13 protein-coding genes and 7 tRNA genes are annotated in these 14,633 nt (G+C 52.4%); 3 read left to right on the top strand and 17 right to left on the bottom strand.

The window, feature by feature from the left end; all coding sequences use genetic code 11:
• Positions 1-4: 4 nt before the first annotated feature.
• Positions 5-751 (top strand): type I methionyl aminopeptidase, encoded by a 747-nt coding sequence (map, locus tag A8990_RS04120; protein ID WP_116187752.1) that lies wholly within the window; start codon positions 5-7, stop codon positions 749-751.
• 72 nt (positions 752-823) lie between these two features.
• On the opposite strand, the gene pyrB is transcribed toward map, so the two are convergent.
• The 16 genes from pyrB to A8990_RS04040 form a co-directional block, all read right to left on the bottom strand.
• A complete protein-coding gene (pyrB, locus tag A8990_RS04115; RefSeq protein ID WP_116187751.1) occupies positions 824-1,744 on the bottom strand; it encodes an aspartate carbamoyltransferase in 921 nt (306 codons plus the stop codon).
• 94 nt (positions 1,745-1,838) lie between these two features.
• On the bottom strand, positions 1,839-3,200 hold the full coding sequence (locus tag A8990_RS04110) for a TrkH family potassium uptake protein (RefSeq protein WP_116187750.1): 1,362 nt from the start codon (positions 3,198-3,200) through the stop codon (positions 1,839-1,841).
• 112 nt (positions 3,201-3,312) lie between these two features.
• Positions 3,313-3,693 (bottom strand): hypothetical protein, encoded by a 381-nt coding sequence (locus tag A8990_RS04105; RefSeq protein WP_116187749.1) that lies wholly within the window; start codon positions 3,691-3,693, stop codon positions 3,313-3,315.
• A 225-nt stretch (positions 3,694-3,918) separates the two neighbouring features.
• Positions 3,919-4,000, bottom strand: a tRNA-Leu gene (locus A8990_RS04100).
• Between the two features lie 38 nt (positions 4,001-4,038).
• Positions 4,039-4,111, bottom strand: a tRNA-Lys gene (locus A8990_RS04095).
• 16 nt (positions 4,112-4,127) lie between these two features.
• Positions 4,128-4,202, bottom strand: a tRNA-Glu gene (locus A8990_RS04090).
• A gap of 162 nt (positions 4,203-4,364) precedes the next feature.
• Positions 4,365-5,882, bottom strand: a complete 1,518-nt coding sequence (locus A8990_RS04085) for a CehA/McbA family metallohydrolase (RefSeq protein WP_116187748.1) — start codon at positions 5,880-5,882, stop codon at positions 4,365-4,367.
• 16 nt (positions 5,883-5,898) lie between these two features.
• Entirely contained in the window at positions 5,899-6,768 is an 870-nt protein-coding gene (locus tag A8990_RS04080; RefSeq protein ID WP_116187747.1) for a carbohydrate ABC transporter permease, read from the bottom strand.
• A 4-nt stretch (positions 6,769-6,772) separates the two neighbouring features.
• On the bottom strand, positions 6,773-7,648 hold the full coding sequence (locus A8990_RS04075) for a carbohydrate ABC transporter permease (RefSeq protein WP_116187746.1): 876 nt from the start codon (positions 7,646-7,648) through the stop codon (positions 6,773-6,775).
• 103 nt (positions 7,649-7,751) lie between these two features.
• A complete protein-coding gene (locus A8990_RS04070; protein ID WP_116187745.1) occupies positions 7,752-9,230 on the bottom strand; it encodes an extracellular solute-binding protein in 1,479 nt (492 codons plus the stop codon).
• Positions 9,231-9,313: 83 nt separating this feature from the next.
• The gene (locus tag A8990_RS04065) at positions 9,314-10,189 is read right to left on the bottom strand and encodes a LacI family DNA-binding transcriptional regulator (protein WP_116187744.1); all 876 of its coding nucleotides are present in this window, start codon (positions 10,187-10,189) and stop codon (positions 9,314-9,316) included.
• 403 nt (positions 10,190-10,592) lie between these two features.
• A tRNA-Leu gene (locus A8990_RS04060) sits at positions 10,593-10,677 on the bottom strand.
• Between the two features lie 35 nt (positions 10,678-10,712).
• Positions 10,713-10,787: transfer RNA gene (locus A8990_RS04055), tRNA-Glu, on the bottom strand.
• 74 nt (positions 10,788-10,861) lie between these two features.
• Positions 10,862-10,952 (bottom strand) — tRNA-Ser (locus A8990_RS04050).
• A 7-nt stretch (positions 10,953-10,959) separates the two neighbouring features.
• Positions 10,960-11,035, bottom strand: a tRNA-Asn gene (locus A8990_RS04045).
• A gap of 39 nt (positions 11,036-11,074) precedes the next feature.
• Positions 11,075-11,554: a SprT family protein gene (locus A8990_RS04040; protein ID WP_116187743.1), complete on the bottom strand. Its 480-nt coding sequence runs from the start codon at positions 11,552-11,554 to the stop codon at positions 11,075-11,077.
• Positions 11,555-11,722: 168 nt separating this feature from the next.
• Between A8990_RS04040 and A8990_RS04035 the strand changes: the two genes are divergently transcribed.
• Together A8990_RS04035 and cmpA are read left to right on the top strand one after the other, a co-directional pair.
• The gene (locus A8990_RS04035) at positions 11,723-12,076 is read left to right on the top strand and encodes a hydrolase/acyltransferase (RefSeq protein ID WP_116187742.1); all 354 of its coding nucleotides are present in this window, start codon (positions 11,723-11,725) and stop codon (positions 12,074-12,076) included.
• A gap of 113 nt (positions 12,077-12,189) precedes the next feature.
• Positions 12,190-12,324, top strand: coding sequence for a cortex morphogenetic protein CmpA (gene cmpA, locus A8990_RS04030; protein WP_116187741.1), 135 nt, complete (start codon positions 12,190-12,192; stop codon positions 12,322-12,324).
• Positions 12,325-12,426: 102 nt separating this feature from the next.
• Here the strand turns inward: cmpA and A8990_RS04025 are convergent, their stop codons facing one another.
• Entirely contained in the window at positions 12,427-14,625 is a 2,199-nt protein-coding gene (locus A8990_RS04025; RefSeq protein ID WP_281272478.1) for a Tex family protein, read from the bottom strand.
• Positions 14,626-14,633: the final 8 nt, after the last annotated feature.

Here is a 14,633-nt window from a genome sequence, read left to right as displayed (position 1 = left end):
TAGTATGATTATTATCAAAACTAAAGAAGAAATCGAAAATATGCGCAAAGCAGGCGAGATTCTAGCCGCTTGCCACCGCGAAATCGCGGGCATGATCAAACCGGGCATTACAACGAATGAAATTGACCAATTCGTCGAGAAGTTTCTCGCCAAGCATGGCGCGACGCCTGAGCAGAAAGGCTACAAAGGCTACGCGTACGCAACATGCGCTTCCGTCAACGACGTGATCTGCCACGGCTTCCCGTCGGCGACGCCGCTGAAGGATGGCGACATTGTTACGATCGATATGGTCGTCAATTTGAACGGCTGGCTGGCTGACTCCGCATGGTCCTATCCGGTCGGCAACGTCTCCGAGCAAGCGAGCAAGCTGCTGAAGGTGACCGAGGAATCGATGTATAAAGGCATCGAGCAAGCCGTCGTCGGCAACCGGATGGGCGATGTGTCGAACGCGATTCAGAAGTATGCGGAAGCGCAAGGCTTCTCGGTCGTCCGCGAATTCATCGGCCACGGCATCGGTCGCGACATGCACGAAGAGCCGCAAGTGCCGCACTACGGCCCAGCTGGCCGCGGCATTCGTCTGAAGGCCGGCATGGTTATGACCATCGAGCCAATGCTGAACACCGGCGCATGGCAGAGCAAGATCGACAGCGACGGCTGGACCGCGCGCACGATCGACGGCGGGCTCTCCGCTCAGTATGAGCATACGATTGCGATTACGGAAGACGGCCCGATTGTACTGACGAAGCAATAAGAAAAAAAAAGCCTCAGGCTCTAACAACCAGCTAATGCCGGTTGGAAGCCTGAGGCTTTTTCATATCCACTTCTACGTGAAGCACTTCTCAATCAGCGCCATCCGAATATACAGCCCATTCACGGCTTGACGGAAATACGCCGCCCGCGGATCCTGGTCCACATCAGGGTGAATTTCGCCGGCACGCGGCAGCGGATGAAGAATCATCGCCTTGTCCTTCATCGCATCCAGCAGATTACGGTCAATAATATATTTGCCCTCTGCCTTCGCATACTCCTCTGGCGATGGGAAGCGCTCCTTCTGAATCCGCGTCTGGTAGAACACGTCAGCCGTCTTCGCAATACCCGCAAGATCCGTCGTCTCCTCGTATGAGACGCTTTTCTCATCCAAGTACTGCTTCACATATGTCGGTATCCGTACATTGTCCGGCGAGATGAAGGATATATGTACATTTCGGTAGTTCGCAAGCAGATAGCTTAACGAGTGTACCGTCCGGCCGTAGGTCAGGTCACCGATCATCGCGATGTGCGCACCGTCGATGCCGCCGAACTCCTTCTCGATCGTGTACAGATCGAGCAGCGCTTGCGTCGGATGCTCTCCGGAGCCGTCCCCTGCGTTAATGACAGGCACTGTTGATACCGCTGCCGCCCGTTTCGCTGCGCCGATATCCGTATGCCGCATAACGATCAGATCGCTATAACCGGAAATAATCCGGATCATGTCTTCAAGCGTCTCGCCTTTAATGGCAGACGAGAATTGGCTTGCATTCTCGGTGCCGATTACACGCCCGCCGAGCCGGTGCATCGCCGATTCGAATGAGAACCGCGTACGGGTGCTCGCTTCGAAGAACAGCGTGCTCATAATTTTGTTCGGGAAGCGCTGCGTTCCGCCCTCGCCTGCAACAACCTCCATCGCCTTCGCCGAACTGAACAGCTGCTCAAGCTCCTCCCGGTCAAACTGCTTCGCGCCAAGTACATGATACAATGATTTCACGCCAAGTCCATCCCTTCATGATAGTGACAACACATACTCTTAGCGTATTATAAGCGAGTTCCTTCGCCCTTACAAACTACATTCGACAAGCGTTTCAGCCAATGATGAGCTTCTCCTCCGGATAGCGGATATCCGGCTTCCTCTTGCCAGTGCTGAACAGCGAGATGAACAGAAACATGCCGATGCGGCCGATGAACATCAGGATGATCAGCGTGATTTTGCTGCCCAGATGGAGCGAGCCGGTAATGCCGGTCGACAGTCCGCATGTGCCGAAAGCCGACGTCACCTCGAACAGAACCGCCGTCAAATCAAACTGATGCGCCTCCGATAGGAACACGGCAAAAATACCGATGAGCACGAGCAGCACGGCAAGCGAGAAGAACACGAAGCTCTTGATCACATCCTCCATGCTGATGGAACGGTTATACGCCCGCGGCACCCGCTCGCCCCTGGCAAAAGCAATGATGACCAGCGCGATAATAGCGATCGTCGTTGTCCGAATCCCACCGCCCATGCTGGAAGGGCTCGCGCCGAGGAACATCAGACCCGAGATAAGCAGCAGCGAAGCATGATGGAGCGACGATACATCGACGATGGTCAGTCCTGCGCTGCGGGATGTGACGGATGTGAAGAGAGAACTCATCAACTGCCGATGGAATGACATATGAGCGAACGAATGCCCCGCTTCAGTTAGCCATATGATGATTGCGCCAAGGAGCAGCAGAATGCCGTGCGCAGACAGCGTTACCTTCGTAAAAAGCGAGAACCGGAACCGCTTGTTCTTCATCCGGCGGCTGCGTACGAATTCCCACAGTTCCGCCATGACCGGAAACCCAATCGCACCAAGAATAATTAACAGCATCGTGAAACTTTGGACAAAATAATCCTTCGAATAGCGCAGCAGCGAGTCGCCGAATAGATCGAAGCCCGCATTCGTGAACGCAGACACCGTGTGGAACATCCCATTGAACAGCGCATACGGCAGCGAATCCGTATATCCGATCGCGTAGAAATAGAAGCCGAATAGCAACGTGCCCATAAGCTCAATCGTTAGTGTCAGCACAAGGACCACCTTCATCAGACTTACAAGCCCGGCAAGCTGGTTCCGGTTCTGGTCGATCATGATCAGCTTTCGCTCGAGCAAGCCGATGTTCTGCCCCATCATTAACCAATAGAAGCTGCCTAGCGTCATAATGCCAACGCCGCCGAATTGGAAGGCGGCCATCAGCATGAAGATTCCGAATACGCTGAACGTATCGCTTGTCCCAATCGTCGTCAGCCCCGTGACGCTTACGGCGCTAGCGGCGGTGAACAGCGCATCAATTAGCGGAAGCTTCACGCCCGGCTTCAAACTGATGGGCAGCTTAAGCAGCAGCGTAAAGACGATAATCCCAAGCACATAAGCAAGAATAATGATTCTGCCCGGGGATAGCTTTCTAATGACATTTCTAAGCATCGCGAGTCGATAATTCCTTTCTGGATCAGGACGTATGGATGTTGTTTGCCCATATTTGACATAAAAAATCCTCTCTGCACTAGAGAGGATTTTCACTCACTTCTATTGCTTACTAATGATACGGGACAAAATGATACCGGTTCCCTTCGACCTCTAGATAAGCCTTCACGAATCGTTCGCGCATCAAGTCCATGAAGTAAAGCGGATCGGCGATATAGACCGCCCCAGGCGTTGCCGCTAGCGCATTGATCTGCGATTTAATATCCCGCATCGCCTGCTCCGGAATGTAATAGTCGCCATACTGATCGTCCAGCGCCCATTCCATCACTTCCTTGCAGCATCCCGACTGCTGCTTCGTTTGCTCCTGCAAACATTGAATCGCGTGAAAATTACGTTTCTCCAAATAGAAGTCAATCAGCGCATTGTTGAGTATCGTAGTTGCAACATCATCCAGCACCAGCATTCGACCATCCTTCTTCGAATCCTCTGGCATTTCGACAATCCCCCGATTAACATATGGAAGCTCTTCCAGATAGTACCTAAGGCTTATGTATTATATATATCACATACCGTGTCAACTTGCTACAAAATATTACTACGCTTTCAGTAGCTGCGCCACGAGGCAGATTGACGCCTTTACCAGCATCCGAAACTTCTGAACATAATAAAAAACCCGAAATCCCTTTACTAAGGAATTTCAGGTTCTTGACTTCAGGAATGCGGTCGGAGGGATTTGAACCCTCACGCCCATAAGGCGCCACCCCCTCAAGATGGTGTGTCTGCCGTTCCACCACGACCGCGAAGTGATATGTGATTGTCCATATCAAGAAGATGAAAGTGAGCCATGTAGGACTCGAACCTACGACACCCTGATTAAAAGTCAGGTGCTCTACCAACTGAGCTAATGGCTCATAATAATGAGGTAAATGGTGACCCGTAGGGGACTCGAACCCCTGTTACCTCCGTGAAAGGGAGGTGTCTTAACCACTTGACCAACGGGCCTAACTTCGACTTATTTCGACAGCTTGTTTGAAGCAACGAAAATTATTATATCCCGCCCAGAAACAAAATGCAAGCACTTTTTATAATTAAAATTAAATACGGATCAATCATGCGAAGTACAAGGAAAGCCGCGCGATATGCGCGGCCATAATGCTTCCCATACTAGTTATTCGCTCCGCCGAGATAAATCGGGTTCGTCAAGCAGGTCATGACGGAAACATTCACCCCATCCACATACCGGCGTGCCTCCAGCCGGTAAAACAACCGATCGGCCGATCCTTGGAACGAAATACGGACATGCCCGTTCTCCGCATCCACAGGCAGCGGAACCGGAACTGGAACCGCGTTACCCGCAATCGCACTAGCCGCAACCTCTTGCCCTCCGCATGCGCTTTGCTCCTCGGCTTCGATGGCGAGGAGAGCGGCGATTTCCCGCTGGATTGTCCATTCGCCATCTTCGCCCGCGAAACGCTCCCATTCCCGCTGTTCGCCAGACTCCGTTATGCCGATGCCGATATCCCAGACCGCTTCGATGCCGCGATCCGACCATAAAGCGACTCGATCGCCTCTTGCGCCGTAAATGTCTATCGTCAGAGGTACTCCTGAGACTGCTTCAAGCTCATCAGACGGAATGAAGTCGCCGATGCCATACTTGCCTGACGTCATATTCATGCATGTCTCATCAGGATCGAATGACAAGACGACACGGCCGAGGCGAATACCTTCCAAGAGTCCGGATACCGAGTCAGATTCCGTCCATACGGAAGCGGTCGGACGGCCGTGTTTGACAAAGCGGTCGATGCGGTGTGTATCGCTTCCGCCCAGCGCGACGATGCGACGGCCGTGCTCCAACTGCCCCTGCCACCAAGCAACGGCTTGTTCATTCAACGCGCGCCACGGACCATTCCACACTTCAATGGCGTCGTACTGCTCGCCGAAACCGAGCTCCCACGGACAAGCCGGACAGAACGGATGGTTCAAGGACACAAAGCCGCCACGCTCGCGTGTATCCGCAAGCACCTCAGCGGCCTGATCAGCCGATACAATACGGAAATCGCGCAGCGTCTCCGGTGCACCGAAAACGTTCGCGTGACCGTAATAGCTTGTCAGCTCAACGCCCGGAATAATGAGCAGCTGCTCGTCAGGCGCAAGCGCCGCCTGGTTCTGCGAAATCGTGTTATGATCGGTCAGCGCCATAAATTCAAGACCGCGCTCCCTGCATGATTGCTTAGCCTGTTCGATCGTGTAACTTCCGTCGCTGTGCACGCTGTGCATATGAAGGTCGCCTTTCATCCAGCGTCCTCTTCTTAGCGATAGCTCCACTTCAACGACAACCTCTAATCCACTCGAAGGGATTTTGTATGCTCCGAGCAGTACCGACCATTCGCCATTCACAATTGATCCGCACAGATAACCTGGAGTCGCCTTCTCCTTCCCGAGGAAGAAAGTATCGCGGGCACCTCCGCTCCAGCCGACGATCCGATCAGGCGATCGCAGGCCGATGTCAACAACAGCCGCTTCCTCGCCTCCTCTCTCATATCGGTACGAAATATCAATGCGCTCCACTTCGCCATCGATTAAGAAGGGAACCTCCAGATACGTACGCTCTTCTTCCTTGCCGATCCAGCGCCGCAGCACCAGTCTGTGCTTGCAACCTTCTTCGTGAGTTTCCGTTTCCATATTGTTTCCCCTCCTACTATTCTTTGCTTGCTCCAAGCAGGATGCCTTTCATAAAATACTTCTGGACAAACGGGTAAACCGCCATCAGCGGAATGATACTAATAATGATGCCTGCCATGCGCACATTCGTCGTAATCATGTACGTACCGGAATTGCTGTTCGTATCGATAATCATCGCTTTCAGCGCAACTTGAAGCGTATATTTCATGGTGTCGTTGATAAACATGACCGGCGCCGTGAACATATTCCATCGTCCGACGAATTCGAACAGGACAACGGTCGCCAAGCCCGCGGCAGCAAGCCGCATATACATCGTCAGAAAAATGCGAAATTCACCTGCACCGTCAATTTTGGCCGATTCCGCCATTTCATAAGGCACGTTCAAGAAGAAGCTGCGCATGAGCAATATCGAGAAGCCGGACACCAGACCGGACAGCACGAGCGCTGTCAGCGTGTTGATGAGATGCAGATCTTTATTGACCACATAGAGCGGAATCATGATCGCCTCCTGCGGCACCATCATCGTGATTAATACAAACGTCAGCATAATTTTTCTCCCCGGCAGTCGGGGATAGATAAACACGTAACCTGCAAGACTCGAAAGCATAACATGAAGCGCCGTGCCGATCACGGTCACAATAACGCTGTTCATGAGCGGCCGCCAAATATCGAGGCTTTTCCATACGATGGAATATCCCTCGGCACTGAATGCTTTCGGCCACAGCACGATGTCGGGCTGCATGGAAGCGACGCCGGATGAGAAGGAAAGCGCAAGCACATTAATAAATGGGATCAACATAGTCAGCATAAGCGCGAGCAAGAACAAGGCGTTCAGCGTGTCGAACGTTTTATTCTTCCAGCCGAGCCGTTCGAATCGATCGGACATATCGTTACACCTCGTCAAATCGCGTCACTCGCCGTACAACGAGCGTCAGCGCAAGAGTTAATAGCAGTACGAAGAAACTGGCCGCCGATGCCGGCCCAAGCTTAATGTCGAGAATGCCTTTCTGAAACGTGTACATCATGAGCACGTCCACCTTAGTGGCAATCGTCGGGTTGCGCAGCACGAATACTTCGTCGAATATCCGTAAAATTCCGAGCGTATTGAGCAGAAAGACGACTTTCATCGTGTTGCCGAGCTGCGGCAAGGTAACGCGAATCAGCTGCTGCCAGCGCGTCGCCCCGTCCATGCGCGCCGCTTCGTACAACGAAGGATTGATCGATACAATACCGGCAAGGAACAGAATGCAGGTGTAGCCCATCTCCTTCCACGTCGCGAGCAAAATCATAATCCATCGCGCCCAGGAGGCGTCCGCCAAGAAATTAAACGGTGTCCGATGGAAGACATGGACAAGCACCATATTTACAAGCCCGCTGTCCGGCGATAATAAGAAAATCCAGATGCCGCCGACGACTACCCAGGAGAGCAGATGCGGCACGTACAGAATCATCTGCGCGATCTTCTTATACCATGTCCTCAGCACTTCATTCAGCGATAAGGCGATCACGAGCGGTGCGGCAAAGCTGAACAAGAGAATGCCTCCGCCGATTACGAGCGTGTTGACCATGGCATCCCAGAACGTCGAATCATGCAGCACATCGCTGTAATTCGTAAAGCCGACATAAGGGCGGTCGCCCATCAGCCTGTAATTCTGAAAGCTGGTCTGCAATCCTTTCACGAGCGGGTAGTAAGCGAAAACTAGAAAATACGCAATGACCGGCGCCATCATAACGTAGAGCGCGCCATAACGTTTCAACACTTTCATGCCTGTTAACACGTCCTTCTATGTTAGAAATCGCTGCTTCTCGGTAAAAAAAGGGCAAGCAGGGGAAGTAAGCTCCCCTGCTTATCCGATTCCCCAGCCTGTTCTATTCGTCGATCAAATTTTTGCTCATCAGCTCGTCATGCATCTTCTTGACAGCTTCAGCGGCGTCCATTTGACCAGACATCGCTTTAAGCGCATAGTTCTTGACAATTTTCTCTGCATCTTCCCAGCCTGGCAGCGAAAGCTCGAGCGTTGCATTCTGCTTGACGATGTCCTGCGCAGCCTGAACGCCTGGCAGTTTGCCGAATGGCGCCTTCACATTCTCGTTGTACCAGAATGGCACGCCATGGTCGCTGTTGTGCTCCTTACCCATATCCGTCAGCATGTATGTGTCGCCGGATTTCGAGTAATCCACCTTCTCGATACCAAGGCTGCCAAGCGTGATGCCCGGCTCTGTATGCCAGAACTCGAGGAATTTCTTCGCGGCGTCCGGATGCTCGGCATTAGCTGGAATGATCCAGAAGTCTGGATCTCCGCGGCGAAGGAGCACCTTGCCGTCCGCACCTGCAATGCCATTCAATGCTTCCGCTTGGAATTTCGTATTCGGATCCTCTTGTGTGCGCATGTTATTGAACATGCCTACCCATGCATCCCAATAGGTCACCATGCCGACGCGGTCAGTAAGGAACAAATTGCGCATTTTTCCTGTATCGTTCGTGACAAAGTTCGGATCCATGATTCCTTCCTTCACCAGCTTCGCGAACCACTCGTACATCGGAACAGCCGCTTCAGTCGCGTATGGAATCGTGCGTTTGCCATCCTTCATGACGTAGCGGTATTTAAGGCCTGCCGAGCTCATGAAGCCCTGGATGTCATAAAGATCCGAGGTGCTAAGGCCGTACGTGTCATTCTTGCCGTTGCCGTCCGGATCCTTCTCCTTGAACGCCTTCAGCACGTTGTAATAGTCGTCGAGCGTCTTCGGCTCCTTAAGATTGAGCTTGTCTAGCCAGTCCTTGCGCACAATCGGCATTGTTCCGCCCTGGAATTTGCTGAACACCGCTACGATCTTGCCGTCCTTGTCCTTCAACTGATCCCATTCCTTCGTCGGGATGACTGTCGGATCGGAAAGTACGGATGATTTCGTCACGAAATCAGTCAGATCCGTCAACACGCCTTGATCCACGAACGTAGCCAGCGTGCCCAGATCACTGAGCTCAATCAGGTCGTATTTCTCGCCGGAGCTGAGCGCTGTCAGCACCTTCTGGTCATAATCGCTCGCTGGCTTCTCAAGCGTTGCTTCTATGCCTGTCAGACGCTTGATCTCCGCTTCGAATTGCGTATTCTCTTCCGGCGTCTTGCCGCCGACATTTGCATCGAGGATACGCAGCTTCATATCCCCTGCCGGTGCGTTCGCTGTCTCGTTCGAAGAGCTGCCTGTGCTTGTATTCGCTGCAGCATTGTTCGATTGCGTATTAGTCGGCGTATTCGCCGCATCATTGCCTTTGGTCTCCGAGCCGCAGCCCGTCAAAATCATTGTTCCTGCAACGGCAATTGTAGACATGGTTAGCAGAACTTTTTTCATGAATGAATACCCTCCTGAAATGAACATGAATTTGGCAAAGAATCAGTTAACTAAAACAATAAGGCTCATGAGAACAACTTGCTTTATTTATGCATAATCATCGGTACGGCGCAGGATCCGCGAATGACGAGCTCTGCCGGGATCAGCACTCGCTTGGCGCTTTTCTCAGAGGCGTTCATCTGCTCCAGCAGAAGCTGGATTGCTTCAGTTCCGAGCCGATCTGCGTTCAGCCTGACACCGCTCAGCGGCGGCGTAAATTCCGGGGAGAGCACCGAATTGTCGCTGAAGGCAATAACCGATAACTGCTCTGGTATGCTCAAACCGAGCTGCTCCGCCGCCTTGTAGACGCCGAGCGCCATCATGTCGGTATCGACGATAATGGCCGTTATCTGCGGTGATGCCGTCAGCATCTCCAGAGCCGATCGATAACCGAAGCTATGCGAAGGCGCTTCTTGCTGCGGCTTGCACACCAGCAGCTCCTTCTTCGGCACGAGCCCCGCTTTCTCGTACGGCTCCGGCGGCCGACCGATGATCACGATCGGTATGCCGCTTCGAAGCCGATCCTCTATGCGGGCATCCCCTTCCATAGGATCGAGAAGAATTTCACCGTCAATCGGATCCGATGCGATATTTTCGACTTGATTGAGATAAGAGGGAGACAGCGTATTGACGAGCAGCCTATAGCCATGCTCATAGCAAATACGCAGGACACCATTCAGCAGCGAAAGATGAAACTGACCAAACTTGAATGATTCGCCGCGAATATTCAAGCCTAGAATACGAGTAGAACGGTTAGCCAAGCTTCTCGCCCAGTAATTCGGCCTGTAATTCAACGAACGAGCCGCCGCGAGCACCCGCTCGGTGACCTCCTTGCTGATTGACCGCTTCTTGCTGAACACACTTGAAACCGTGCCTTTGGATACGCCAGATGCCTTCGCGACATCGTCGATGGTTGCCAAATTGCCATTGCCTCTCTTTCTGTTTGCGTTATTGGTTCAATGGAGAGCGAGCAATTGAAGCTTGTCCGATCCCAAAACAACAATAAACGGGTTATGTAAAAATGGTTTTATCGCGTTCCATAGAAATTGTAAATTTCGCAAAAAACGATGAAATCACGACATTTCTCACAGAGATTTGCCCGAATTTTCCCGGCATTTGGGTACATGGAATCATTAAACCGCTTTAACAAAAATAAAAGAAATGGTCTAAATACAAAAACGGCAGACCGACGCAGCCGTGCACGAAGCACAAACTACGGCGGTCCGCCGTTCATTCATTAAGAAGTAAATGAGATGAGATGATCACTAGCTGGAAACACAAATAAAAAACCCTTGCATTTGCAAGGATTGTCATTGATAAGTATGGTGCGGTCGGAGGGATTTGAACCCTCACGCCTTGTGGGCGCCACCCCCTCAAGATGGTGTGTCTGCCGTTCCACCACGACCGCGGAGTGATATGTGTATCCATATCAAGTCATTAAACTGGTGACCCGTAGGGGACTCGAACCCCTGTTACCTCCGTGAAAGGGAGGTGTCTTAACCACTTGACCAACGGGCCTTGCTGCCTCTTGCAATCTCGCAGCTTAGTCAAGATTGAAGAATAAATAATTGCTAAGTGCCACTTCATAAAAATGGCGGAGAAGGAGGGATTCGAACCCTCGCACCACTTACGCAGTCTAACCCCTTAGCAGAGGGTCCCCTTGAGCCACTTGGGTACTTCTCCAAGAGAATGGCTCCCCGAACAGGACTCGAACCTGTGACAACTCGATTAACAGTCGAGTGCTCTACCAACTGAGCTATCAGGGAATATTGTTACGTTTTGTTTGAGTGACAAGAAATAATTTATCACGTCTTAGATTTGAAGTCAAGCATATAAAGCAATAATTGTCCGCGGCATCTTCCGCACGCGTATCTTCTCGGATCCGTCTTCCGTTTGCGCAAGTATTCCATACCGCAGCTGCGGCAAACAAGCTTGAATCGATACGGCTCCGTCTTCCGTTTCTCCCCTTCAGGAAGCGACTTGCAATAGCGTGTTCCGCCTACCTTGGCGAGCAGCTGCTTGAAATCCGCATCGCGGTGCTGGTATCCCCGCTTCAATATATGCAAATGATAATGGCATAGCTCATGCTTGATGATTTTCTCCGTTTCCTCTTCCCCATAATTACGAAGCTGATGCGGACTAATCTCGATATTATGCGACTTTGTAAAATACCGGCCGCCGGTCGATTTCAATCTTCCGTTAAACGTAGCTTTGTGGCGAAAAGGTATGCCGAAGGATTGCAGCGATACCCGCTCTACCCATTCCTGCAACTGATGATCCTGCATTGGATGATTCTCCTTGATTAAAGTTACCGCGTAATACTTGAATTTTAAAGGACGAATACGCTACACTGTCAAGAGGTATTAGGAATTCATCGGTAACGCTAATTGGTTTGAGGAAACAATAGTTGACTCACCATTTAGCAATTGCAGATTATAGGGGGAAATAATCATATGCCAGCAATGCGTTATATCGTGATGAAGAATGGACAAGACGTCTCCTTCATTGAGATGCCTGCCTCGCACGCCTATCAACTAAGCGCGCTTAATTTGCGCCTTCATAAAGAGATCGACAAGCTGACAGCCGCTCATGTGCCTGTCCTTCCTTACGCAATCGCAGAATGCGCGGATGTAGAGCTGCACGACAAGTCGATCACGATTCATTCCGGGCTTGATTACATGAACGAGCTGGAGAAAGACTTCTCCTCCATCGAAGAGAAATCATACCCGCTTATCTCGCTGCTTACAGAAATTCGCGCGCTGCAAGCGCAATTAGAGCAATGGTACGAGGAAGAACTCGACAACTAATCGTCGCTTTTTGCAAGAAATGCATGTTTTTGTAATTGGGACCTGCACGGACATTCGCCCGCTCTCATAAGCTAGTTAACACAACGAGTGATAGCTGGAAGGAGGGCGAAGCTATGCCGCAATGGCTGTGCAACCAACTTATGCGCGCTTTTCTGAAGAAGGACCGCAGGCAAATTCGTCTCTTGAACGATTGCTGGTACTTCTACCGTACAAGTAATCGTCCTGATGATGACTCTGCAACTCTATAAGAATGCAATCGAAAAAAGGGTGCTATCTCTTTGCAGTGACTTTGCTTTACAAGTGACTGCTCGAAGATAACACCCTTTTTATATGCTTAATGCTCGGAAAGGCTATTCCGGCTTGCGCATCGTTAGGCTGACGCGTCCCTTCTTCAGATCAACGCTCAGCACCCATACGGTAACGGTATCGCCAACGGATACGACGTCCATCGGATGCTTCACGAATTTGTTGCTTAGCTGCGAGATATGGACAAGCCCATCGTTCTTGATGCCGATATCGACGAAAGCGCCGAAATCGATTACGTTGCGCACCGTTCCGTGCAGCTCCATGCCCGGCGTCAAATCCTCGATGCTCAGCACATCGGTATGGAAGATCGGAGCAGGCAGCTCTTCACGCGGGTCTCTGCCCGGGCGCAGCAGGCTATCGGTGATGTCGCGCAGCGTCGGGACGCCAACGCCAAGCTGAGCGGCGATCTGCTCGGTCTGGATCGACTCCAGCGCGGAGCGGAAGGCGTCCGTGCCGAGCGCTGTCAGCTTGAGGCCGATCAAGCTGCAGAGCTTGTCGACGACCGAATACGATTCCGGGTGAATCGGCGTCCGGTCAAGCGGGTTGCTGCTCTCCGGAATCCGGATGAAGCCGATGCACTGCTCATACGTCTTCGCGCCGAGACGGGGCACCTTCTGCAGCATCTTCCGATCGCTGAATTTGCCATTCTCGTCGCGGAATTTCACAATATTCTTCGCCGTCGTCGCGTTGATGCCAGCTACGTACGAGAGCAGTGACGGAGATGCCGTATTCACGTCCACGCCGACGTGGTTAACGGCGGACTCAACGACGCCCCCAAGCGTTTCCTCGAGCCGCTTCTGGCTGACGTCATGCTGGTACTGGCCGACGCCAATCGCCTTCGGCTCTATCTTCACGAGCTCGGCAAGCGGGTCCTGCAGCCGGCGGGCAATCGACACAGCGCTGCGCTCTGCAACGTCGAGCTTCGGAAACTCCTCGGCTGCAAGCTTGGAAGCCGAATACACGCTCGCTCCCGCTTCGTTGACGATAATATATTTCAGCTCAGCAGCGCCTTGTGCGCCTCTCGATTTGCGGCCCTTAATCAGCTCGGCGATGAATTGCTCCGTCTCGCGAGAAGCTGTGCCGTTACCAATGACGATCAGTTCAACTTTATAGCGATCGATAAGGCCGTTGATCAGCTTCTCCGCTTCCGCAACCTTATTGTTCGGCGGCGTCGGGTAGGATACAGCTACTTCGAGCAGTTTGCCCGTCTCATCGACGACTGCCAGCTTACAGCCTGTACGGAAGGCCGGGTCAACGCCTAGAACGACATTGCCGCGAACCGGCGGCTGCAGCAGCAGGTTGCGCAAATTCGCCGAGAAGATGCCGATCGCATGCTCCTCTGCCTTCTCCGTCAGCTCACCGCGCACCTCGCGGTCAATGGAAGGCGCGAGCAGTCTTTTATAAGCATCCTCGATCGTCTGCAGCAGCAGCGACTTAATTCCTTGCGCTGTCCCCGGACGGATCAATGAGCGATCCATGTAATCGTGGATCTTCTCAGATGCGATGTCTAGCGACACGCGCAGTACTTCCTCCCGCTCGCCGCGGTTGATCGCAAGCGTACGGTGCGGCGGCAGCTTCTTCAGCGGCTCTTGGTAGGAGTAGTACATCTCGTATACCGATTCCTGCGCCGCATCCTTCGCCTCCGTACGTACGAGCCCTTGGTCGAACGTATAACGGCGCACCCACGCGCGGATCTTCGCATCGTCCGCGAGCTGCTCCGCGATAATATCCATCGCGCCTTGCAGCGCTTCTTCCGCCGAGGCTACGCCCTTCTCGGCATCTATGTAACGTGCTGCTTCTATTGCAGGATCGCCTTGACGCGGCTGCGAGAGCAGCCACTGCGCAAGCGGCTCCAGCCCGCGTTCCTTGGCGACGCTGGCACGGGTCTTGCGCTTCTGGCGGTAAGGCCGATATAAATCTTCGACTTCCTGCAATTTCACCGACGCGATAATCGCTTGGCGCAGCTCTACTGTCAGCTTCCCCTGCTCATCAATAATACGAATAACTTCACGCTTGCGAGTTTCGAGATTGCGCATATAATTCAGCTTCTCTTCGATGTTCCGCAGCTCATTCTCATCCAGTTCCCCTGTCATTTCCTTCCGATAACGGGCAATGAACGGAATCGTATTGCCTTCGTCTAGCAGCGACACCGCAGCTTTCACTTTGCCAAGCGGCAGGCTCAGTTCCGTGGATACACGTTTTATGATGCGTTCCTGCTCAGCTGCTTGCTCCTCTGGAGTCAGCTCTGCTT

Source organism: Paenibacillus taihuensis, from assembly GCF_003386535.1.
In the GTDB taxonomy this organism is placed as follows: domain Bacteria; phylum Bacillota; class Bacilli; order Paenibacillales; family Paenibacillaceae; genus Paenibacillus_Z; species Paenibacillus_Z taihuensis.
Note: the sequence above shows the minus strand (reverse complement) of the source record. Positions and strands in the feature narration are given on the sequence as shown.